Source organism: Devosia indica, from assembly GCF_003056405.1.
Lineage (GTDB): Bacteria > Pseudomonadota > Alphaproteobacteria > Rhizobiales > Devosiaceae > Devosia > Devosia indica.
In genome coordinates, this window is the sequence record NZ_PYVZ01000001.1 from 327,437 (window position 1) to 349,907 (window position 22,471).

23 protein-coding genes are annotated in these 22,471 nt (G+C 63.2%); 12 read left to right on the forward strand and 11 right to left on the reverse strand.

The window, feature by feature from the left end; translation table 11 throughout:
- The first annotated feature begins 104 nt into the window (after positions 1-104).
- A complete protein-coding gene (locus tag DDE76_RS01630; RefSeq protein ID WP_104892493.1) occupies positions 105-629 on the forward strand; it encodes a hypothetical protein in 525 nt (174 codons plus the stop codon).
- Here DDE76_RS01630 and DDE76_RS01635 read toward each other — a convergent pair.
- The 9 genes from DDE76_RS01635 to mutM all read right to left on the reverse strand — a co-directional run bounded on the left by DDE76_RS01635 (position 626) and on the right by mutM (position 11,878).
- The gene (locus DDE76_RS01635; RefSeq protein WP_104892494.1) at positions 626-1,648 is read right to left on the reverse strand and encodes an LLM class flavin-dependent oxidoreductase; all 1,023 of its coding nucleotides are present in this window, start codon (positions 1,646-1,648) and stop codon (positions 626-628) included. The two genes, DDE76_RS01630 and DDE76_RS01635, sit on opposite strands and share 4 nt — an antisense overlap.
- A 117-nt stretch (positions 1,649-1,765) precedes the next feature.
- The gene (locus tag DDE76_RS01640) at positions 1,766-2,476 is read right to left on the reverse strand and encodes a phosphotransferase (protein WP_157955621.1); all 711 of its coding nucleotides are present in this window, start codon (positions 2,474-2,476) and stop codon (positions 1,766-1,768) included.
- Positions 2,477-2,705: 229 nt separating this feature from the next.
- Complete coding sequence (gene gyrB, locus DDE76_RS01645; RefSeq protein ID WP_104892496.1) at positions 2,706-5,132, reverse strand: DNA topoisomerase (ATP-hydrolyzing) subunit B; 2,427 nt, start codon at positions 5,130-5,132, stop codon at positions 2,706-2,708.
- A gap of 99 nt (positions 5,133-5,231) precedes the next feature.
- Complete coding sequence (gene recF / locus DDE76_RS01650) at positions 5,232-6,347, reverse strand: DNA replication/repair protein RecF (RefSeq protein ID WP_104892497.1); 1,116 nt, start codon at positions 6,345-6,347, stop codon at positions 5,232-5,234.
- A 176-nt stretch (positions 6,348-6,523) separates the two neighbouring features.
- Complete coding sequence (gene dnaN, locus DDE76_RS01655) at positions 6,524-7,645, reverse strand: DNA polymerase III subunit beta (protein WP_104892498.1); 1,122 nt, start codon at positions 7,643-7,645, stop codon at positions 6,524-6,526.
- Between the two features lie 124 nt (positions 7,646-7,769).
- Complete coding sequence (locus DDE76_RS01660) at positions 7,770-8,165, reverse strand: hypothetical protein (RefSeq protein ID WP_104892499.1); 396 nt, start codon at positions 8,163-8,165, stop codon at positions 7,770-7,772.
- Positions 8,166-8,202: 37 nt separating this feature from the next.
- Positions 8,203-9,648 (reverse strand): chromosomal replication initiator protein DnaA, encoded by a 1,446-nt coding sequence (gene dnaA, locus DDE76_RS01665; protein ID WP_104894808.1) that lies wholly within the window; start codon positions 9,646-9,648, stop codon positions 8,203-8,205.
- A gap of 919 nt (positions 9,649-10,567) precedes the next feature.
- The gene (gene rpsT, locus DDE76_RS01670; protein WP_104892500.1) at positions 10,568-10,834 is read right to left on the reverse strand and encodes a 30S ribosomal protein S20; all 267 of its coding nucleotides are present in this window, start codon (positions 10,832-10,834) and stop codon (positions 10,568-10,570) included.
- A 159-nt stretch (positions 10,835-10,993) separates the two neighbouring features.
- Positions 10,994-11,878, reverse strand: coding sequence for a bifunctional DNA-formamidopyrimidine glycosylase/DNA-(apurinic or apyrimidinic site) lyase (gene mutM, locus DDE76_RS01675; RefSeq protein WP_104892501.1), 885 nt, complete (start codon positions 11,876-11,878; stop codon positions 10,994-10,996).
- Between the two features lie 114 nt (positions 11,879-11,992).
- On the opposite strand from mutM, the gene ubiE reads away from it, so the two are divergent.
- From ubiE to DDE76_RS01705, 6 genes are all read left to right on the forward strand, one after another.
- Entirely contained in the window at positions 11,993-12,757 is a 765-nt protein-coding gene (gene ubiE / locus DDE76_RS01680) for a bifunctional demethylmenaquinone methyltransferase/2-methoxy-6-polyprenyl-1,4-benzoquinol methylase UbiE (RefSeq protein WP_104894809.1), read from the forward strand.
- 3 nt (positions 12,758-12,760) lie between these two features.
- Positions 12,761-14,305: a 2-polyprenylphenol 6-hydroxylase gene (gene ubiB / locus DDE76_RS01685; RefSeq protein WP_104892502.1), complete on the forward strand. Its 1,545-nt coding sequence runs from the start codon at positions 12,761-12,763 to the stop codon at positions 14,303-14,305.
- 95 nt (positions 14,306-14,400) lie between these two features.
- Positions 14,401-15,000 (forward strand): hypothetical protein, encoded by a 600-nt coding sequence (locus DDE76_RS01690; protein WP_104892503.1) that lies wholly within the window; start codon positions 14,401-14,403, stop codon positions 14,998-15,000.
- Positions 14,997-15,449, forward strand: coding sequence for a dUTP diphosphatase (dut, locus tag DDE76_RS01695; protein WP_211197755.1), 453 nt, complete (start codon positions 14,997-14,999; stop codon positions 15,447-15,449). The genes DDE76_RS01690 and dut overlap by 4 nt, the downstream gene beginning before the upstream one ends.
- Entirely contained in the window at positions 15,403-16,146 is a 744-nt protein-coding gene (locus DDE76_RS01700) for a DUF2259 domain-containing protein (RefSeq protein WP_157955622.1), read from the forward strand. The genes dut and DDE76_RS01700 overlap by 47 nt, the downstream gene beginning before the upstream one ends.
- Positions 16,136-16,867 carry a HesA/MoeB/ThiF family protein gene (locus tag DDE76_RS01705; protein ID WP_245891760.1) on the forward strand — a complete coding sequence of 244 codons (732 nt, stop codon included), beginning with the start codon at positions 16,136-16,138 and terminating at the stop codon, positions 16,865-16,867. Before DDE76_RS01700 ends, DDE76_RS01705 begins: the two co-directional genes overlap by 11 nt.
- A gap of 131 nt (positions 16,868-16,998) precedes the next feature.
- Here the strand turns inward: DDE76_RS01705 and fabB are convergent, their stop codons facing one another.
- Positions 16,999-18,225, reverse strand: coding sequence for a beta-ketoacyl-ACP synthase I (fabB, locus tag DDE76_RS01710; RefSeq protein WP_104892506.1), 1,227 nt, complete (start codon positions 18,223-18,225; stop codon positions 16,999-17,001).
- 87 nt (positions 18,226-18,312) lie between these two features.
- Complete coding sequence (gene fabA, locus DDE76_RS01715; RefSeq protein WP_104892507.1) at positions 18,313-18,843, reverse strand: 3-hydroxyacyl-[acyl-carrier-protein] dehydratase FabA; 531 nt, start codon at positions 18,841-18,843, stop codon at positions 18,313-18,315.
- Between the two features lie 174 nt (positions 18,844-19,017).
- Here fabA and irrA point away from each other — a divergent pair, with 174 nt between their 5' ends.
- The 5 genes from irrA (at position 19,018) to DDE76_RS01740 (ending at position 22,434) form a co-directional block, all read left to right on the forward strand.
- Positions 19,018-19,464: an iron response transcriptional regulator IrrA gene (gene irrA, locus DDE76_RS01720; protein WP_104892508.1), complete on the forward strand. Its 447-nt coding sequence runs from the start codon at positions 19,018-19,020 to the stop codon at positions 19,462-19,464.
- Between the two features lie 99 nt (positions 19,465-19,563).
- Positions 19,564-20,400 (forward strand): arylamine N-acetyltransferase family protein, encoded by an 837-nt coding sequence (locus DDE76_RS01725; RefSeq protein ID WP_104892509.1) that lies wholly within the window; start codon positions 19,564-19,566, stop codon positions 20,398-20,400.
- A gap of 4 nt (positions 20,401-20,404) precedes the next feature.
- Positions 20,405-21,001, forward strand: a complete 597-nt coding sequence (locus DDE76_RS01730; protein ID WP_104892510.1) for a YdeI/OmpD-associated family protein — start codon at positions 20,405-20,407, stop codon at positions 20,999-21,001.
- Positions 20,998-21,537 (forward strand): DUF1697 domain-containing protein, encoded by a 540-nt coding sequence (locus tag DDE76_RS01735; protein ID WP_104892511.1) that lies wholly within the window; start codon positions 20,998-21,000, stop codon positions 21,535-21,537. The genes DDE76_RS01730 and DDE76_RS01735 overlap by 4 nt, the downstream gene beginning before the upstream one ends.
- Positions 21,538-22,434, forward strand: a complete 897-nt coding sequence (locus tag DDE76_RS01740; protein WP_104892512.1) for a ribokinase — start codon at positions 21,538-21,540, stop codon at positions 22,432-22,434.
- Positions 22,435-22,471: the final 37 nt, after the last annotated feature.

Genomic DNA, 22,471 nt, shown 5'->3' on the forward strand with positions numbered 1-22,471 from the left:
GCCAAATGTGGCCGGTTTATGGGCCATCGGCTCCCTCCCGCCCGAGTGTGGCCGTCGCGTCACAGCTCTTGCCAATGCCGCAATTGCCCGGCACGACAGCACCCATGCGCCTGTTGACCGCCATTCTCGCCGGCCTCCTGTTGTCCCTCGCTGCCAGTCCGGCGCGGGCGGATGCCGTGCAGACCGCGTTCAATGATGCCATTGCCGCCTTCGAACAGGCGCAACCGCAGCTTGGGACGACGCGCTTCGGGGTGGACATTGCCGCCTATCGTGACGCGCTGACCCTGGGGCAGTTCACCTCATCGCATTGGGGCGGCAATCTGGCCGTTGCGCTGGAGACCGGCGCAAGCGGCTCGGGCTGTGCCCGCTTTGCCGCCTATGTCCCCTTGCCGCCACGGGACGGGGTGGTACCGCTGGTCGTTTGCCGGCAGTTTTCCGAGGAGGGCACGGCGGCCTTGCGGCGCCTGACCATCCTGCACGAAATGGTGCATGTGGTGGCCGGCGCGGATGAATGCCGCGCCATGGCCTTTGCTGCGGAGGTGGAGCGGCTGGCCACCGGACGCTTTACGCCGGTGGACCGCTATTGGCATTCCAATGGCTGCGCCGGATCGGCTTTCAGCCTGCCCTAGCGCCAGCCCAGACCCGGCGCGACGTGCTTGAGAATGCTTTCGATGACATGGGCGTTATAGTCGACACCAAGCTGATTAGGCACGGTCAGCAGCAGCGTATCGGCTTCAGCGATGGCCTGATCCTGCTTCAATTCCTCGATCAGCTTGTCCGGTTCGGCGGTGTAGCCCCGCCCGAACACCGCACGCTTTTCCGGCTCGATATAGCCGAACTGGTCTTCCTCGGGCCGGCCGCTGCCGAAATACATGCGGTCCTGGTCATTGACGAGGGCAAAGATCGAGCGGCTGACCGAGACGCGCGGTTCGCGGGTGTGGCCAGCCTCTTTCCAGGCCGCGCGATAGGCGCGGATCTGTTCGGCCTGCTGGATGTGGAAGGGTTTTCCGCTCTCGTCGAATTTGAGCGTCGAGGACTGCAGGTTCATGCCCATCCTGGCGGCCCAGATGGCCGTTGCGTCGCTGGCCGCGCCCCACCAGATGCGCTCAAGAAGGCCCTCGGAATAGGGTTCGATCCGCAGCATGCCGGGCGGGTTGGGGAACATGGGGCGCGGATTGGGCTGGGCGAAGCCCTGACCGGTCAGCGCTTTGAGGAAAATTTCCGCATTGAGCCGCGCCATGTCCGCGTCAGTCTGCCCGTCGACCGGCTCATAGCCGAAATAGCGCCAGCCATCGATGACCTGTTCGGGCGAGCCACGCGAAATGCCCAATTGCAGGCGCCCCTCGGAAATCAGGTCCGCCGCCCCGGCATCCTCGGCCATGTAGAGCGGGTTTTCGTATCGCATGTCGATCACGGCTGTGCCGATCTCGATCTTTTCGGTTTTGGCGCCCACCGCCGCCAGCAGCGGAAAAGGCGAGGCGAGCTGGCGGGCAAAGTGATGCACGCGGAAATAGGCGCCATCGGCCCCCAGTTCCTCGGCCGCCACCGCCAGGTCGATCGATTGCAGCAGCGCATCGCCCGCCGTCCGGGTGCCCGAATTGGGCGAGGGGCTCCAATGACCAAAGGAGAGAAAGCCGATCTTTTTCATGGGAGCCTCGCGCAGGGAATGGTCCCGCTTAGCTAGGCTGTGAAGACCGTAGGCACAAGGTGGCCAGTGAGAACGGACTGATCCGTCAGGGTGAACAACTGACGGCGCGCAGAGCGATCAGGTCTCAGGCAGACCCGTGCGATGAACGCGCTCGCTCAGGTTCTGGACGGTCCAGTACATGCATTTGAGAGCCCAGGCCTCGGCCTCAGGCATGTTGCGATCCCTCGCCCAGCGCGCGCGACCGGCCTGCCGGGTGGGGATATAGCCCGCCATATGCGCGACGGTGCAAGAGGGATGATCATAGCCCATGCAAAACAGCTCCAGCCGCCGCAACTGTTCATCGGCCGAAAAGGCCGGGTCGCTGAGATCGAGCCAGGTCCAGGCACTATAGCTCACGTCCCAAAGCCTCGTGCCGGGCGCAACAGTGTCGAAGTCAATCATGCCGTAGGGGTTGGCGTTGCGAAACACCGTATTGGCCGGCGTCCAGTCGTTGTGGCAGAGCACTTCTGCGCCCGCCCTAACCACCGGAGTGAAATCCAAGGTCGCGTCATGATAGCGGCGCAGCAGGGCTGCAGCGGCAGTCAATTGGTCGTCGGAGAAGCCATCGGCATCGTGATCGAGGTCGGTCGGCAGATAAGTCAGAATTTCGCGTCCAAGAGGGTCCAGCCCCAGAAACCTTGGCGCACCCTCAAATCCGTGTTTTTCCAGATGACGCAGCAATTGGTGGGCGACTGCTCGATCCCAGGCCATGGTGCGCCTAACGGTATCACCGATGCGGACAACCTTGTTAACCTGACCGCCCCGCAATTCGATCTCGTCGCCACTCATCGCCGAGCCCTCCAGCTTGGGGCGTTGCTCCCACTTGAGTGCTGCCCATAGGGCCCTCTGCCATCTGACCGGGTGCCGCCATTCGAGCATAGCTCTCATGGCCTAGCCCGCCAAAATCTCCCCACTGGGGAGATTTTGCCTTCGGCACGTCCTGCCACTCAGGCTTAGCCTTCGTGGCCTGCTCGCCTAAAATCTCCCCACTGGGGAGATTTTGCCTTCGGCACGGCTCTCAGACATCCAGATTGCTCACATTGAGCGCGTTGTCCTGGATGAAGTCGCGGCGCGGCTCCACCAGGTCGCCCATCAGGGCGGTGAAAATCTGGTCGGCTTCGTCGGTCTGGTCGATTTCGACGCGCAGCAGGGTTCTGGCATTGGGGTCGAGCGTGGTTTCCCAGAGCTGCTCGGCATTCATTTCGCCAAGGCCCTTATAGCGCTGCATGGAAACGCCCTTGCGGCCGGCATCGGTGACGGCCTTGAACAGGCTCGCCGGGCCAAAGATGTTGATCGTCTCGCCCTTGCGGGTCAGCGTCGGCACGCCGCCGAACAGCTCGTCCAGCCGGTCGGCGAGCTGGCGAAGCTTGCGCGCATCGGCGCTTTGCAGCAGGGCCCGGTCGATGTGGTGGGTTTCGGTGACGCCGCGCACCGTACGGGAGAAGGCCAGGGCCTCCTCGTCGGTGACTTCGCCGGTCCAGCCGCGTTCCAGCTCGTCGGAAATGCGGTCGAGCCGGTTGGCGACGCGCTTGAGCGTTTCCCCGCTCCTGTCGGGATTGGCGATGCCCTCGGGATCCAGCCCGCCGACAATGGCGGCCTGCTCAACCAGGTTGCGATTGTAGCGGGTGTTGAGATTGTTGATCGCGTTCACGATTTCACGCGATTGATGCAGAATGGCCAACAGGTCCTGGCCGGCATGGGTGGTGCCGTCCTGGGTGGTGAACACCGCATCTTCGATGCCGCCATCGAGCAGATAGTCTTCCAGTGCCCGCTCATCCTTGAGATAAAGCTCGGAGCGGCCGCGCGTGGCTTTGTAGAGCGGCGGCTGGGCAATGTAGATATGGCCGCGCTCGATCAGTTCGCGCGTCTGGCGATAGAAGAAGGTGAGCAGCAGGGTACGGATATGGGCGCCGTCGACGTCGGCGTCTGTCATGATGATGATCTTGTGGTAGCGCAGCTTGTCGGCGTTGAACTCTTCACGGCCAATGCCGGTGCCCAGCGCGGTGATCAGCGTGCCGACCTGGTCGGAGCTGATCATGCGATCAAAGCGGGCGCGTTCCACATTGAGGATCTTGCCGCGCAGCGGCAGAACGGCCTGATTGGAGCGGTCACGCCCCTGCTTAGCCGATCCACCGGCCGAGTCACCCTCGACGATGAAGATTTCGCTTTTTGCCGGATCGCGCTCCTGGCAATCGGCGAGCTTACCGGGCAGCGAGGAGATTTCCAGCGCCCCCTTGCGGCGGGTCAACTCGCGCGCCTTGCGGGCCGCCTCGCGGGCAGCGGCGGCTTCCACCACCTTGCCGACAATGGTGCGGGCTTCGTTGGGATGCTCCTCGAACCACTGGCCGAGCTTTTCATTGACGATGTTCTCGACCACCGGGCGAACTTCGGAGGAGACCAGCTTGTCCTTGGTCTGGGACGAGAACTTGGGGTCCGGGACCTTGACCGAAAGCACGCAGGTCAGGCCCTCGCGGGTGTCATCGCCAGAGAGCTCGACCTTTTCCTTCTTGGCAATGCCGGAGCTGTTGGCATAGCCGGTCACCTGGCGCGTCAGCGCGCCGCGCAGGCCGGCCAGATGGGTGCCCCCATCGCGCTGGGGAATGTTGTTGGTGAAACACAGCACATTTTCGTGGTAGCTATCGTTCCACTGCAGGGCCACTTCGACTGTGATGCCGTCCTTTTCCGAACGCATGGTGATCGGGTTTTCGAGCACCGGCACCTTGGACTTGTCGAGATATTTGACGAAGGCCTCGAGGCCACCCTCGTAGAACAGATCCACTTCGACCGGCTCGGGATGGCGATGGTCGGCCAGAAGGATGTGAACGCCTGAATTGAGGAAGGCCAGTTCGCGCAGGCGATGTTCGAGCGTCTTGTAGTCGAACTCGATCATGGTGAAGGTTTCGGAGCTGGGCATGAAGGTGATCTCGGAGCCCGAGCGCCCTTCATAGTCCCCAACGACTTCGAGCGGCCCATCGGCAACGCCGTGGGTGAAGCTCATCTCGTGGATCTTCCCCTTCTGCCGAATGCGCAGCTTGAGCCAGACCGAGAGGGCATTGACCACCGAGACGCCCACGCCGTGCAGGCCACCGGACACCTTGTAGGAATTCTGGTCGAACTTACCGCCGGCATGGAGCTGGGTCATGATGACCTCGGCGGCGGAAACGCCTTCTTCCTTGTGGATGCCGGTCGGGATGCCACGGCCATTGTCGGTCACACTCACCGAACCATCGGCATTAAGGGTGACGGTGACCAGGTCGGCATGACCGGCCAGCGCCTCGTCGATGGCGTTATCCACCACCTCATAGACCATGTGGTGCAGGCCCGATCCGTCATCGGTATCGCCGATATACATGCCCGGGCGCTTGCGCACGGCATCGAGGCCCTTGAGCACCTTGATGCTGTCGGCGCCATATTCGGTCGGGATCGGGTTTTCGCTGTCGCTCATGGGGTCCGAATCAGTCGATTTCACGTGAGTTCTGTTCTAGCCGAATGGGGCTGAAACCCCAAGGATATTGGCCGTTTGAGGCGTATTTGCGGGGGATTTTCAGCCCTTGCGCGCCAAGCGCCCTTCGCGCACCCCGATCTGCTGCGCCCGCCCCTCGAGCGCCTCGAACAGCACCGGGTCGGTGCCGGTCAGGAAACACTGGGTCTCCAGCCCGTCCAGCGCCGCAAACAGGGCCCGGCGCCGGTCCGGATCGAGATGGGCGGCAATCTCGTCGAGCAGCAGAAACGGCACGATGCCGGTGCGCAACCGCACGAGCCGCGCATGGGCCAGGATCAGCCCGATCAGCAGCGCCTTCTGCTCGCCGGTGGAGCCAAGCGCCGCGGGCATAGATTTTTGCGCATGGATGACGTCGAGATCGACGCGGTGTGGTCCTGATGTGGTGCGTCCGGCCGCCCGATCAAGGGGGCGCAGCGCATGCCAGCGCTGCGCCAGCACTGTTTCGAGTCCGGCCGAGGTCGCCGGCTCGACCAGGTCCTCGAATAAAGGGGTCAGCGAGAGCCGGGCCGCCGGGAAACTGGTGTCGTCCAGGCTCTGGGCAATCAGCGCCTGCAAATGGCTCAGACTATCGGTGCGGTTGAGGTGGATCGAGGCGCCAAGCTCGGCCATCTGCGCCTCGATGGCGCTGAGCCAGCGTGGATCGCCCTCCTCTTCCAGCAACTTGTTGCGTTGCCGCATGGCTTTCTCGAAGTCCGAGACGGTCGCGGAATGGTCCGGGATGAGCGTGGTCACCAACCGGTCGAGAAAGCGGCGGCGATCTCCCGCGGGGCCGGAGAACAGCCCATCCATGGCCGGGGTCAGCCAGAGCACGCGCAGATAGTCGCTCATCGCCTCGATGGAGCGGGCATTGGCGCCATTGATGCGCACCCGGCGCCCGCCATCGGGCAAGGCGCCCGTGCCGATATCGGCAGGCCCGGCATCGGTCTCGATGGTCGCGGCCACCGCCCAGGGCAGGTCGGAGCCCTGCGATTGCAGCGTGTCAAAACTGGCGCCGCGCAGGCCGCGTCCCGGCGAGAGCACGGAAATGGCTTCGAGCAGATTGGTCTTGCCCGAGCCATTGGGGCCGGTCAGCACCACGTGGCGACCGTCGAGGTCGAGCGCGGCGGAGGCATAGTTACGGAATGCGGTCAGGCGCAGGCGGGAGATGTGGCGGATCATGCTGCTACGTCCCCCTCATCCGCCCTTCGGGCACCTTCTCCCACAAGGGGAGACGGGAGCCACGAGCAATTGGTGACCACCGGCTCACCCCTCTCCCCTTGTAGGAGAGGGTGGATCGGCTGCAGGCCGAGACGGGTGAGGGGTATCGATGTCAAAGCAAGCGCGGAGTGCCCGCCTCACACCCGCATCGGCATCAGCACGTAGAGCGCGCTGGATTCGCCTTCTTCCTTCACCAGGGTGGGGGAATTGGCGTCGTTGAACAGGAACACGGCGCTCTCGGAGCGGATCTGCTGGATGATGTCGAGCAGATAGCGGGCGTTGAAGCCGATCTCGAAGCCGTCGGTATCGAAGTCCACCGCCACTTCCTCGCTGGCCGTGCCGTGATCGGGATTGGTGACGGACAGCTCGAGCAGGCCATCCCTGGCCGAAAGCTTGACCGCCTTGCCGCCGCGATCCGAGGCAATGGTCGAAACGCGATCCACGGCAATGGCAAAACCGGATTTGTCGACCAGCATCTGCTTGTCGTTGTTCTTGGGCGTCACCCGGTCATAGTCGGGGAAGGTGCCTTCGATGAGCTTGGAGAGCAGCACCACGGGACCAACGGTAAAGCGGATCTTGGTGTCGGAAACCTCGACATGCACATCGCCATCGACGCCGTCGAGCAGCTTCTGGACTTCGCCTACGGTCTTTTTCGGCACGATGATGCCGCTCATGCCTTCGGCGCCGCTGGGGGCAGCCATCTCGGCGCGGGCCATGCGGTGCCCGTCGGTGGCCACGGCGCGGAACAGCGCACCGGCAGCGGAATTGTCCACGGCATGGAAATAGATGCCGTTGAGATAATAGCGCGTCTCCTCATTGGAGATGGCGAACTGGGTGCGCTCGATCAGCTCGCGCAAGGAGGCTGCGGCGATGTCGAATTCATGCGCAAAGGCGCCGGATTTGAGATCGGGGAAGCTGTCGGGCGACAGGCAGGCCAGGTTAAAGCGCGAGCGGCCGGAGGTGAGAACCATGTTCTCCCCGCCATCGGTTTCGAGCCGCACTTCGGCGCCATCGGAAAGCTTGCGGACAATCTCGTAAAGCGTATGGGCCGGCACGGTGGTGGTGCCCGGCGTCGAGACCATGGCCGGCACGCTTTCGGTCACTTCGATATCAAGGTCGGTGGCGCGCAGTTCGACCCGATCGTCCGATGCCTTGAACAGCACATTGGCCAGGATCGGATAGGTGTTGCGGCGCTCGACCACCCGATGCACATGGCTCAGCGACTTGAGCAGATGATTGCGTTCGAGCGTGACTTTCATGGAGTTCTTCTTCCCGGACATACGCGACAGCCAAACCCGGCGCGAGCCGGGGTTGGGACGTTTACAGTTTCATGGGAAATTGGCAAGGCCGAGGGGGCTTTTGGCCGCATCCTAGCTGTGGACTTCAGGAACTGAAATGCACGGTGATGTCGAACCGTTCACCCGGCCCCGCCCCCAGCCCGATCAGCCCTTCAAATGGCAGGCAGGTGGCAATGGCGGACGCAATCGAGCGCATCAGTTCGGGATACTGCCCGGCGGTGCGCACGCTTTCGGGCACGATATAGGGATCCCCATCAAGCGTACCATCGCCCAGAAAGGCCAGGCGGATGGAAATGGAGCGATCCTCATAGCCCGCCGGCAGGGCCCAGCAGGCCAGAAGCTGGTCCTGGACCGAGGTGGCAATGGCCAGGTTCTGCGCGGCCCGGTCTTCCGGCGTCAGGACCGGCAGTTCATCCTGGGCCAGCGCGGAGGACAGGGCGAGAACGGATAGAGCAAACAGGCGGGCAAGGATTTGAACCATATCCGATCCTTGCCCGGCCAATCCGGCGGGATAAAGGCTATTCTTCAAGCATGCGCTTGAGCAATTCGATTTCCTGGCCCAGCTCCAGATCATCCTTGATCATCTGCTCGACCTTGCGCACCGAATGGAGCACCGTGGTGTGGTCACGACCGCCAAAGCGCCGCCCGATTTCGGGCAGGGAGCGGCTGGTCAGGGCCTTGGCCAGATACATGGCGATCTGGCGCGGGCGCACCACGTCGCGCGAACGGCGGGCCGAAAGCAATTCGTTGCGCGGCACCTTGTAGTGGCGCGAGACGATCTTGAGAATATCCTCGATGCGCACGCGCTTGGCGTCACGGGCGCGGATCAGGTCGGCCAGGGTCTTTTCGGCCAAAGGCACCGTAATCAGTTCGCCGGTGAGCTGGTTGGCGGCCACCAGCCGGTTGACGGCGCCGTCGAGATCGCGGCCATGGCTGACCACGGCGCGGGCGATGTAGTCGATCACGGCAACCGGGAACTGCATGCCGAAGCGGGAATTGACCTGGTCGGCACGGCGCTGGACGATGTCGCGGCGCAATTCGTGATCGAAGGTGGAGATCGGCACGACCAGCCCGCCGGAAAGGCGCGAGCGGACACGTTCGTCGAGCATTTCGAGATCGCGCGGCGGGGCGTCACCAGCCACTACGACCTGCTTGGCCCCGGTCAGCAGGGCGCCCAACGTGTGGCCGAATTCGGTCGCCGACTTGCCCTGCAGGAACTGCATGTCGTCGATCAGCAGCAGGTCGACGCGGCGCAGCCATTCCTTGAAGCCAAGCGCGCTCTGGCGCTGCACGGCGGTGATGAAATGGTACATGAAGTGGTCGGCGGTCAGATAGACGATGTTCTTGGACGGGTCGGCCTGGCCGACGGCATGGGCAATGGCGTTGAGCAAATGCGACTTGCCCAGGCCCACGGTGGAATGAATATAGACCGGATTGAAGGTCACGGCATTGTTGATGGCGGCATTGGCGATCTGCTTGGCAACGCCCAGCGCCATCTCATTGGCCGAGCCGGCCACGAAACTGTCAAAGGTCATGCGCGGGTCGATGGCGCTGCCCGATAGGGCGTCGCCGGACTTGGCATTGTCGCGCACCAGGCGCGGGGTGGCAGCAGGCGCCGTGGCGACAGGCGCGGTCTGCTGGGCGGCCGGGGCTTCGGGGACGACTTCGGCGACAGGGGCGAGGCGGGGACGGGCCTGGCCATTGACCCGCATGGTCACCTGCAGGCGCGCCGCCTCGGGAACATCGTTGCGGAAGGCTTCGACAATGCGATCGGCATAGTTGGATTGCACCCAGGAACAGAGGAACCGCGTCGGCGCGCTCAAATGCACCAGATCGTCCACCAGTTCCTCCAGCTCAAGGCGGGCAAACCATGAGGTGAAGACGTCCTCGCCCACGCTCGCTTTCAGCCGGGCCCGCACGCGGGTCCAGAGTTCGCGCTGATCCTGGGATGAAACGTCGGACATGGCCATGACAGGAGTACCGCCTTTGCTGGTATTGGAAGGAGAAGAGGAGTTGGCCGCAGCCCAATCGTCTCTTCCCGCGGTCGCCTGTCGCATCATCGTGTCTTGCCCCATTCTGTTTTGCCGCTTCTCCGGTCCGCAAAGCCCCGGAAATGCCCCTGATCTGTTTGATGTGTCTGCTCGCCTTTGCAGGCCCTGAGCAAGACACGGCTTCGCCCCTGCGTCCGCTCAGGCGGACACAATTCTATTGTCCGGCGGCTCTGAACCACCGTTTGTCAATTGACCTTTCACTTGAACCCGGCCTGCCCGGCCTGTGGTCGAATGAACGATGCCAACTCAAATTTGACGGACCACAGCAATTGCGGCCGACACAAAAATCACTGGCTGAAATGACCGGCATCGCTGCCGGCACTGCCCCAAACCCGACTCCCTGGCGGGAGCCGACCGGTGGTTCAGGAGGGTCGTTCCACCCCTCTTTTTCCCCGCCGGCCAAAGTACATTAGAGGCACCAAATTGGACCCGCAACACGTGAATCATTGAAAAAGGGGCTTGACTCCGAGGTCGTATTTTTGGGGTCCGCCGGTCCCCAAAAGCGACCTCCGGCAAGGGCCTGTGACTCAAGGCAGATTCGAACACTTAGCGGCTTTCAGCATGGTAAAATAATTTTTCACCGCACCGATTTTCTGCCCTTGGCCGCAGAGCCTGCCATCACCTCATTGATGGGCGAACCCACTGACAACGCTGGGAAAAAACGCTCCTTCACGCTTCGTTCTATCGCCCGAGAGAGTGTCACCATTTAGTCATGTGACAGAACAATCGCGAAAAAACCTGCCTGACGTCCATGCAACAAAAAGGGCCCCTTGCGGAGCCCGGATTGTAGCGCATTGGTCGCTTGCGCGGAAGCGCCTTGACCGACCGCGAATTAGGCGTTGAGGGCCTTCACGCGGCTGTTGAGGCGGGAGACCTTGCGGGCCGCCAGATTGGCATGGACAATACCCTTGCCGGCAGCGCGGTGGATCTCGGGCTCGGCTGCCTTGAGCGCAGCGAAGGCGGTTGCATGATCGCCAGCGGTGATCGCTTCCTCGACCTTGCGAATGAACGTACGCACGCGGCTCCGACGCGACTTGTTGATCGCGGTGCGGGCAGCAATCTTGCGGGTCGCCTTCTTGGCTGACGGCGTATTGGCCATGGTGGTCCTCTTGGGTCGTCCAACCGGCAGACTGTGCGCCTAAAGGGCGCCCCAACCGTCCGGGATGAAATGAAAGCGGCGGCACGCTGCCGCCAAGTCGGGGGGTCTATAGGACATAGGCCGGAAGGCGTCAACTGGATTCAGGCGCCCGGCCGGCCCTCAAGGCGCCTTCTGGCATTTCGGGCAATAGAAGGTCGAGCGACCCGATTGCATAATGCGCCGGACCACCCCGGTGCACATCGGGGTCGGACAGGGATCCCCTTCCCGGTCGTAAACCGCGAAGTTGTGCTGGAAGTAGCCGGCCCCTGCAACGCTGCGGAAATCGCGAATGGTGGAACCGCCCACCTCGATGGCTGCCGTGAGGACCTCTCGCACGGCCATGGCCAGGTCTTCCAGCGCCTTTTTGGGCCGGCCGGTCCTGGTCACCAAAGTGCCGGCCAGCACCGTGGGCAGGATATGAGCGCGATGCAGCGCCTCGGCCACATAAATATTGCCCAGCCCGGCCACCACCCGCTGGTCGAGCAAGGCCGCCTTGATCGGGGTCTTCTTGCCAGCAAAGGCGGTGGCCAATTGTGCAGCAGAAAATTCATTGCCGAGCGGTTCGGGTCCCAGCCCTTGCAGATAGGGGCTCTCGGCAAGGTCGGCATAAAGGTCGATGAAACCGAAACGCCGCGGATCGGCATAGATCAGGTGGCTGCGTCCGTGTTCGGGATGGCGGAGCGCCCAGACCATATGGTCGTGCCTGGGTTCAGTGCCCGGCTCATAATAACGCGGCGGCTTGTCGATGGGATGTTCGGCAAAGCGCCAGGACCCGGTCATGCCCAGGTGGCTGAGCAGGGTCGCGCCGCCCGAGAGCCCGAGCAGCAGATATTTGGCCCGCCGCCCGACATGGGTGACCTCCTGGCCCTCCAGCGCGTCCTTCAGTCCGGTCGGGAAGGGGAAGCGCAGATTGGGCCGGTTGAGCGTCACGCTCTCGATGGTCGCACCCTCAAGCCAGGGCGCCAGGCCCCGGCGGACGGTTTCGACCTCGGGCAGTTCAGGCATGTGACAACTCCTTCACCCTGCGCGGCTTTGTGGCATGGGCAAGCCATAAAGGCTTATGTATAGGGACGATACACAATCTATCGACCCCAATGCCGGTTGAAAAAGGCCCTTGCCATGACCGAGACCCGCGAGACGACCCATTTCGGCGAACAGACCGTCGCCCTGGAGGACAAGCAGGGGCTGGTGGACAAGGTGTTCCACGATGTCGCCGATCGCTATGACCTGATGAACGACCTGATGAGCATGGGCGTGCACCGGCTCTGGAAGGACGCCATGGTTGCAGAGCTGGCGCCTCCAAAGACCGGATCGCGTCCCTATAAGGTGCTCGACATGGCGGGGGGTACCGGTGATATCGGCGAGCGCATCGTCAACGCCTCGCTCGGCTATGCCCAGGTGGTGGTTTCGGACATCAATGCGGACATGCTGCGGGTCGGTGGCGAACGGGCAAAATCCTGGCGCTATCCGGAACAGGTGGAATTTCTCGAGGCTAACGCCGAAGACCTGCCGTTCGAAGACAAGAGTTTTGACGCCTACACGATTGCCTTTGGCATTCGTAACGTGCCGCGCGTGCAGAAGGCGCTCGACGAGGCCCACCGGGTGCTCAAACGCGGCGGCCGCATTCTGGTGCTCGAATTTTCCCAGGTCGACGTGCCGGGGTTCGACGCCGTCTACAGGCTCTATTCCGACCAGCTCATTCCACCCATGGGCCGGGTCGTGACCGGCGACGCCCAGCCCTACCAGTATTTCATCGAGTCGATCCGAAAGTTCCCGGCCCCGGCCGAGTTTTCGGCCATGCTGGGTCAGGCGGGGTTCAGGCGCGTCAAGCATCAGAGCTTTACCGGCAATATCGCGACATTGTTTTCGGGCTGGAAACTCTAGCGCATGTCCATCGCTTCGACCTTCCGCCTGTTCCATGCCGGCTGGGTGCTGGCGCGCGAGGGCGCGTTTTCCGTGCTGCCGGCCGAATCCCTGCCGCCCATGATGAAGGCGGGGATTGCCATGGCGCGCCTTGTCGAGCGTCGCGCCGTGCGCAAGACCGGCAGCATCGAGCGCCTCAACGCCGCGCTGCACAAGCTCGGGCCATCCTATGTGAAATTCGGCCAGACCCTGGCCACAAGGCCCGATATTGTCGGCATCCAGGCCGCTGCCGATCTTTCCGGCCTGCAGGACAAGATGCCGCCATTCGACCCCAAGCTGGTGCCGGGCATTCTGGAGACCGCATTGGGCGCCAAGGCAGCACAGCTAACTGAAATCAGCGAGCCCATTGCTGCCGCCTCGATTGCCCAGGTGCACAAGGCGAAACTGCGCGCGCCGGGTCAGGCGCCCACTCTGGTCGCGGTGAAAATGCTGCGCCCGGGCATTGCCGAGCGCTTTCATGCAGATACCGACAGCCTGTATGCCGGAGCCAGGCTGGCCGAGACCCTGTCACCGGCCAGCCGGCGTCTCAGGCCCACCGAGGTCGTACGCACGCTTGACCATTCCATGCGGCTCGAACTGGATCTGCGGCTTGAGGCCGCCGCCATCTCCGAAATGGCCGAGAACATCAAGAATGACCAGGGATTTGTCATTCCGCAGGTGCATTGGGACCAGGTGGCGCAGAATGTGCTGACCACGAGCTGGATGCATGGCATTCCCATTCGTGATCATGCCGCCATCGACAAGGCCGGGATCGACCGCAAGGCGCTGGCCGCCAAATTGCTGCAGAGTTTCCTCCGCCATGCCATTCGCGATGGCTATTTTCATGCCGACATGCATCCGGGCAATCTGTTTGCCGACCCCAGAACCGGCGATGTGATCGCGGTCGATTTCGGCATAATGGGGCGGATCGGCAAGGATGAGCGCCGCTTCCTGGCCGATATTCTCTACGGCTTCATCACCCGCAATTATCGCCTGGTGGCGCAGCGCCATTTCGATGTGGGCTATGTGCCCAAGAGCCAGTCGGTCGAGGATTTTGCCCTGGCCATTCGCTCGATTGGCGAGCCACTGCATGGGCGCACGGCAGCCGACATTTCCATGGCCAAGGTGCTGGGCCAGCTCTTCACCATCACCGATCTGTTCGACATGCAGACCCGGCCCGAGCTGGTGCTGCTGCAAAAGTCGATGGTGCTGGTGGAGGGCGTGGCACGCACGCTTGACCCGGATCTCGACATCTGGACGGTGGCCGAGCCTGTGGTCGGGGAATGGCTGCGGCGCGAGGAAGGCCCGCTTGGCCGGATCGAGGATCTGGCCGGGCATCTGAGCCGGATTGGCGAGGCGGCCGGACGGGTACCGGCGCTGATCGCCCAGGCCGAGTTGGCCCTGGCCGAGCACCGTGCCATGGTCAACCGCCCGCGCGACAGGCTGATGCGCAATACAGTGCTGGTCGTCTTGTTGGCGGCATTGGGGCTGATCCTGGCCCTGCTCTGGCGCGTGCTGGTCGGAAGCTGACCCCAAAAGGCGGCGCAATGATCTGTTCATGGCGCGGCGCGGCACATAGATTGCGTTCACCGGCGGCGGCCGCCGGCAAGCATGGGAGAAGCTTTATGAGCGTCAAACTTTTCGGCAAGCTGGCTGCGGCCGCCTTGCTTGCAGCGGGACTGGCCGGTTGCATCGACGTCAATATCGATGTGGCCATCACCAGCCCCAGCACGGCCCAGGCAACCATGACCCAGGTCATGAGTGCCGACATCTACTCCATGGTCAAGATGAGCGCCGAAAGCGGTCAGGAGCAGGACGACAGTTTCTGCGCCGAGGGTGAACTGACCGAGAACAGCGACGGCAGCGCCACCTGCATCATCACCGAGGAGGGAAATTTCGCCGATCTCGATCTGGGCCAGGATGAAGGCGGCATGACCTTCACCGAAGCCGGTCCGGGCCTGGTTCGCGTGGCCCTGCCCACGGCGGACATGCAGGCCGAACTGGGCGCCGAAGACGATATGGACGAGCAGACCCGCCAGATGGTCGAAGCCTTCTTTGAAGGCCGGACCATGACCATCGGCATTTCCGGCGCCGAAATTGTCGAGACCAACATGACCATTTCGGCCGACAGGACACGCGCCGAACAGGTCATCGACATGCTCGCGCTGATCAATGGCGATGCTGGCCTGCCCGATGAATTGTTTGCCGTGGTGCGCGCACCGTGACTGTCCGGATCAATGTGAAACGGCTCGCGCATGGCGCGGGCCTGCCCCTGCCGCGCCAACAGACTGCCGGTGCGGCCGGGCTCGACCTCTGCGCCGCCATTGACGCGGAGGAGACCCTGACGATCGCGCCGGGCGACTATGCCATGGTGCCCACCGGGCTCAGCATTGCCCTGCCCGATGGCTATGAGGCGCAGATCCGGCCCCGCTCGGGCCTGGCCGCCAAGCACGGCGTCACGGTGCTCAATTCGCCTGGCACGGTTGACGCGGATTATCGCGGCGAAGTCAAAATCATGTTGATCAACCATGGCAAACTGCCCTTTGCGCTCAGCCGTGGCGAGCGCGTGGCGCAGATGGTGGTGGCGCAGGTCAGCGCCGTGGAACTGGTGGAAGTGGATGAACTGGATGCAACCGAACGCGGGACTGGTGGCCACGGCTCGACTGGCCGCTAGCGCGCTGACCCTCTGGGGCCTCAGCCAGCCGGCCCTGGCCGGTGATCGGGCCCTGATCGACTATGTCGGGTTCTCGCCCGATTTCCGCTATTTCGCCTTTGAGGAATTCGGCATTCAGGACGGATCGGGCTTTGCCTATTCCAACCTCTATGTCGTGGACCTTGATACCGATAGCTGGGTGGTGGGCACGCCGGTGCGGCTGCAGGCGGAAAGCGAAGAGACCAGCCTTGTGGACATCCGGGCGGCGGTCGCCGACAAGGCCAGTAGTCACATCGAGAGCTTTTCGATTGAGGTCCCGGTCGAGATCGCCGCACTGATCGGAGATGGCGTGCCCGGCACGGATGCGGCAAGCCTCAATTTCGGGGCACCGGCCTATTGGCCGGGCGCGGTATCGGGCGACTACACGCTCACGCTGGACACATTTGACACGGCGGCCACCAGCCCCTGTGCAGAGTGGTTCGGCGTGGCGCCCAAGGGCTATGAGCTTTCGATTGCCGATAGCGGCACCACCCGCCTGATCCATCGTGACGGCAATCTGCCCCGCTCGCGCGGTTGCCCGACCGACTATCGCATCCATTCGGTGGTGATGCCGTTCCAGGGCACGACACTGTCCAATGCGGTGGCCATCATCTCGGTCTATCCGGGCGGTTTTGAAGGGCCGGACCGGCGCTTCCTGGCGGTTCCCCTTGGCCTCTGAGGGCCCGTTCACCCCCGAGGAAACCCGGCGCTATGCGCGTCATCTGGTGCTCAAGGGGTTTGGCGGGGCAGCGCAGCAGAAGCTGAAAACCGCGCGCGTGCTGGTGGTCGGCGCCGGCGGGCTGGGCAGTCCGGCTATCGCCTATCTGGCCGCGGCCGGCGTCGGTCACTTGTCCATTGTCGACCCGGATACGGTCTCGCTCACCAACCTGCAGCGGCAGGTCATCCACACGACGGCCTCCATTGGCACCGGCAAGGCGGACAGCGCCGGCGCCTTTGCAGGCGCGCTCAATCCGCATGTCGCCCTTGGCCTCCACGCCGAAGCGATCACCGAGGCCAATGCCGATGCGTTCGTGGATGACGCCGACATCGTGCTCGACGGCACCGACAATCTGGTCACCCGCCGGATCGTCGCGGCGGCGTGCGAGCGGCTCGGCAAGCCGCTGGTCTCGGGTGCCGTTTCGATGTTTTCCGGCCAGGCAACCGTCTTTGCGCCGCATCTGGGCGGCCCGACCCATGCCGCGCTCTATCCCGACGAAGCTGCCGACGACGCCCTGCCCTCCTGCGAGCTTAATGGCATATTGGGCCCGGTCACCGGCGTCATCGGCACGCTGATGGCCATGGAGGCCATCAAGCTGGCCACAGGTGTCGGAACACCGCTAGTGGGGCGGCTGCTGGTCTATGATGCGCGCGAGGCCAGCTTTTCGGAGTTGGGATACTAGCCGGTACACTGCGGCCTGTTCCCCTCGCCCTCGGGGGAGAAGAAGGCTACCGCCATTCGCGCGTAGCTCTCATGGCCCTATTGGCTAGAAGGGCTCCACTGGAGCCTTTCTTCCGCTATGCGGATCGCCTGCTAAGCATCCGGATGCTTGAACACCAGAGCCGCATTGGTCCCGCCAAAACCAAAGCTGTTCGACAGCACATAGCCCAGATCGACGTCGTCACGACGCTGGCGCAGGATCGGCATGTCTTCGAAGGCCGGATCGAGGGTTTCGATATTGGCGCTTTCGGCGATGAAACGGTTGGCCATCATCAGGATCGAATAGATCGATTCATGCACGCCCGTGGCGCCCTGGCTGTGCCCGGTCAGCGACTTGGTGGCTGAAATGGGCGGACATTTGTCCTCATTGCCAAAGACCGCTCGCAGCGCTTCGATCTCGCGCAGATCGCCAACCGGGGTCGAGGTGGCGTGCGGGTTGATATAGTCTATGGGCGCCTTGATGTTTTGCAACGCCATGCGCATGCAACGCTCGGCGCCTTCGCCCGAGGGCGCGACCATGTCGAGCCCGTCAGAGGTGGCGCCATAACCCACCAGCTCGGCCCAGATTTTCGCGCCACGCGCCTTGGCGTGTTCATATTCTTCGAGCACCAGCACCCCGGCGCCGCCGGAAATGACAAACCCGTCGCGCGCCGCGTCATAGGCGCGGGAGGCCTTGGCCGGATTATCATTGAAGTCCGAACTCATGGCACCCATGGCGTCGAACAGGTCCGAAAGGGTCCAGTCCAGATCCTCATGGCCGCCGGCAAACACGATGTCCTGCTTGCCCAGCATGATCTGCTCCATGGCATTGCCGATGCAATGCTTGGACGTCGCGCAGGCGGCGGTGATGGTATAATTGATGCCCTTGATGCCAAAGGGTGTGGCCAGCGTTGCCGATGCGGTCGAGCCCATGGCCTTGGGCACGGCCAGCGGCCCGATGCGCTTGGGCGAATTGTTCTTGCGGGTAATGTCGGCGGCCTCAACGATGGTGCGGGTTGAGGCGCCGCCTGAACCCATGACAATACCGGTCATGGGGTTGGAGATATCGCTCTCTTCCAGTCCGGCATCGGCAATGGCCTGCTGCATGGCCAGGTAGTTCCAGGCCGCGCCCTTGCCCATGAACCGGGTGACGCGGCGGTCGAGCTGCTCGAACGGATCAAGGCGCGGATCGCCCTTGACCTGGCTGCGGAAGCCAAGCTCGGCATAATCTTCTGCAAACACGATACCCGGCTTTGCAGCGCGCAGGCTTGCCGTCACCTCGTCGAGCGAGTTGCCGATCGAAGAAATGATACCCATGCCGGTGACGACAACTCGTCTCATTTCGTCCTCGTTTCAGTCGTTTCGTGCGTTCGCATCGGGGTCGGCGTCGCACTTAGTATAAGTCGTTTCGGGCCTGGATTAAGGCCGTCAGGCGGTCTTCTGCTCGTGGAGCTGGGCTTCTGTGAACAGACCAACGCGCAGATCCTTGGCTTCGTAGATCACTTTGCCGTCAGCCTTGACCCAGCCATCGGCAATGCCCAGCGTCAGGCGCGAGCGCATGACGCGCTTGAGATCGATGCCATATTCAACCAGCTTGACGTCATCGGTCACCTGACCGGTGAACTTGATTTCACCGCCCAGCGCGCGGCCCTTGCCGGGCTGGCCGATCCAGGACAGGAAGAAGCCGGTCATCTGCCAGACTGCGTCCAGGCCCAGGCAGCCGGGCATCACCGGATCGCCGATGAAATGGCACTTGAAGAACCACAGGTCCGGATTGACGTCGAGTTCGGCGCGCACCTGGCCCTTGCCATAGGTGCCGCCATCCTCGGTGATCGAGGTGATCCGGTCGAACATCAGCATGGGCGGGGCCGGCAGGCGGGCATCGCCCTGTCCCGGCAATTCGCCGCGTCCATGGGCCAACAATTCCTCGTAGTCGAATGCGTGCTGCCGCTCAGCCATCAAAGCTCCTCGCTCTCGCTCAAGCCTCGTCTCGTATAGGGGCGCCGGTTAAGGGTCAAGCCAGCCAAAAGGCGTGATCCCGGTGCCCGCCCGGCGCCGCGCTTGTATGAACGGGCGGTGACCATTATAAGATGGGTTCAATTGTGGACCTAAATGACGAGACTTAAAGGCCCTATGCCCGACCGCGATACCGCCGCCCGGCCCGTTCCATCCCGCAAGCCGTGCCTGACGGCCGTTCTGCGTATGGCAGGGCTGAGGCCAACCCGGCAGCGCGTTGCCCTGGCCGAGCTGCTGTTCGCCGGCCCGCATCGCCATGTCAGTGCCGAGCAATTGCATGGCGAGGCCAGTTCGGCCGATGTGAACGTCTCGCTGGCCACCATCTACAATACGCTGCACCAGTTCCACGAAGCAGGTCTGTTGCGCGAGGTGGCAATCGATGCCTCACGCTCCTATTTCGACACCGACACCTCGGACCATCACCATTTCTACGTCGAGGATGAGCAGCGGATGATCGATATTCCGGCGGAGTCCGTCGAGTTCAAGGCGCTGCCCAAGGCGCCCGATGGCATGGAAGTGTCCCATGTCGACGTGGTGATCCGCGTTCGCAGGGCGCAGGCCTGAGTGCCGCTCCGGGGTGTGGCCAATTGCTGGCCAGCCAGTGACAAAGGCGTTCGGCGTGACCATATTGAGCCTCGGTTTCAATAGCGGCATGGGTGGCTAATGCCTGAAAAGGTCAATCTCAAAGGCTATTTCGAGCGAATCGGATTTGCCGGCTCCATTGCGCCGACACTTTCCACGCTGGACCTGCTGCATGCGCTGCACCCGGCCGCTATTCCCTTTGAGAATCTGGGGCCCCTGCTGGGAGAACCCGTTCGGCTCGATCAGCCGAGCCTTGAGAAGAAGCTCCTGACCGAGCGGCGCGGCGGCTATTGCTTTGAGCACAATCTGCTGTTCATGCGCATGCTCCAGGACCTCGACTACACCGTGCGGCCCCTGCTGGCGCGGGTGGTCTGGACCAATCCGGAAGGCCCCAGCCTGCCACCGAGCCACTTGCTCTTGCTCGTTGAAATCAATGGACAAAACCACATTGCCGATGTGGGCTTTGGCGGTCTGACGCTCACCACCCCGCTGCGCCTGCGGGCCGAGAGCGCCCAGACAACCCCGCATGAGACCTTCCGCCTGACCGGCGGCGACCCGGACTGGACGCTGGAAGTCAAGCTCGCCGATGACTGGCGCCCGGTCTATGTGTTCAATCTCGATCAGGTCAGCGAAGACGATATCGCCCCGATCAACCAGCACACCGCCACCGACCCGGCCTCGCCCTTCACCCATGAGCTGCGGGTAGCGCTGGCACCCAGCGGCAGGCGCTTGAAGCTGCACAATACCAAATACACGCGCCAACCCAGCGGCGAAGAGGCCGAATATCGTGAACTGGCGACGCTCGACGAGATCAAACAGGTCCTGACCGCCGATTTCGGCATTACCCTGCCGCAGAACGAGCGCCTCGACAGTGTGCTTTCGGCCCTGTTGGCGCCCAAACCGGCACCTGCGGCCTAGGGCCATGGCACCGGTCAGCGTTCCGACGGACAAGCTGCGCGAATTTGTCGATTTCGACGCCTTCTATGCCTGGCTGGCGAAGAACCACGACCAGGCGGACGAAATCTGGATCCGCATCTTCAAGAAGGCCTCGGGCAAGCCCACCATCACGGCGGTGGAAGCAATCGATGCGGTGCTGTGCTGGGGCTGGATCGACGCGATCAAGAAGAGCTGGGACGCGGAAAGCTTTGTGCAGCGCTATTGCCCGCGACGCTCCAGATCGGTGTGGAGTCAGATCAATCGCGACAATGTCGCCCGGCTGGTCGAACAGGGCCTGATGACCGAACATGGCCTCAAACACGTTGAGGCGGCCAAGGCAGACGGTCGTTGGGACGCGGCCTACAAGACCAATCAGGACCCGCCAGCCGATCTTCTGGCCGCGATTGCCGCCGATCCGGCTGCGCAAAAGACCTATGATGGGCTGTCCTCCCAGAACCGCTTTGCCCTGACCTTCCGCACCATCTCGCTCAAGACCGAGGCCGGCCGGAAAAAGCGCATCGCCGACTACGTGGCCATGCTGGCGCGCGGCGAGACCATCTATCCGCAAAAGACCAAGCCATGAGCCAGGTCTGGGGGGCCTTCCTGCGCGGGATCAATCTGGGCAATCGGCGCATGAAGATGGCCGAACTGAAAGACTGTCTGGAAGCCGCCGGCTTTGCCGAGGTCAAGACCATTGCCGCCAGCGGCAATGCCCGGCTCCGTGCCAGCGGCGCGGGTGACGCCATCAAGCCCAGGCTTGAAAAGGCCATCAAAGCCCGGTTCGGCTTTCCGGTCGGCGTGGTGCTGCGCGCCCGCGATGAGCTCGAGGCCATGCTGGACGATCACCCCTTCGGCACGCTGGACCGCAAGGCCGACTTTACCCGCCATGTTCTGATGTTCGACCAGCCGCTGCCCGAGGGCGTCGTGCTCGACAGCCTGCCGGGCAACACCGAAATCCTGCGCATTGATCCGCGCGAGATCTATATTGCTGCCTACCGCCAGCCCGATGGGCGCTATACCGAGCATGTCGAAGAGGTGCTCAAGCCGCTCTATGCCAGGATCGGCAAGACCAATCTCGACACCATGCGCAACTGGAACACGATAGAAAAGATCCTCTGAATGATCACCGTTTTCGGCTCCACCAATCTCGACCAGATCGGCACTGTCACCCGCCTGCCCAAGCCGGGCGAAACCGTGGCAGGCGGCACCTTTTCCATGGCGCCGGGCGGCAAGGGGGCCAATCAGGCGCTGGCCGCGCGGCGCGCGGGGGCGGAGGTGCTGCATGTCTCGGCTGTGGGGGACGACGCCTTTGCCGATCTGGCAACCGCGCTGCTCAAGGATGGCGGGGTCGATCTCAGCCAGTTGCGCAAGGCCGAGGCGGCGACCGGCATTGCCATGATCTTTGTCGATGCGGGCGGGGAGAACGTCATCGCCATCCTGCCCGGCGCCAATGGCACGGTCAGCGCGGAGGATGCGGTGCGCGGCCTTGCCAGGCTATCGGCTTCTGACACGCTGCTGGTGCAACAGGAAGTGCCGCAGGCCGCCACCCGTAAGGCCCTGGAAATCGCCCGGCAGGCGGGCGCGCGCTCGATCCTCAATACCGCCCCTTTCCTGCCCGATACGGAGAAGCTGGCGCCGCTGGCCGATATCGTTGTGGCCAATGAGACCGAGTTTTCGCTGCTCACCGGCCGGCCGATCGAGGAACTGGACATGGCCATGCAGGATTGGGTCAACCGCACGGGCCGGACCATTGTGGTGACCCTGGGCCCCGAGGGCGCCCGCGCCCGTACGCCGGATGGTCCCATTTCGGTTGCCGCGCACAAGGTCAAGCCCGTCGACACGGTGGGCGCCGGCGACACCTTCTGCGGCTATCTGGCCGCCGGGCTCGACGCCGGCTATGCGCTCGAAGCCGCGCTGCGCCGGGCGGCCGTGGCGGGGAGCCTGGCCTGTCTCAGGCCGGGTGCGCAGCCGGCAATTCCGACAAAGGCGGATGTGGACGGTGTGCTGGGCGTCTGAGCTTTCTGCAGCCTCAGGCGAGAACACGTCGTACGCT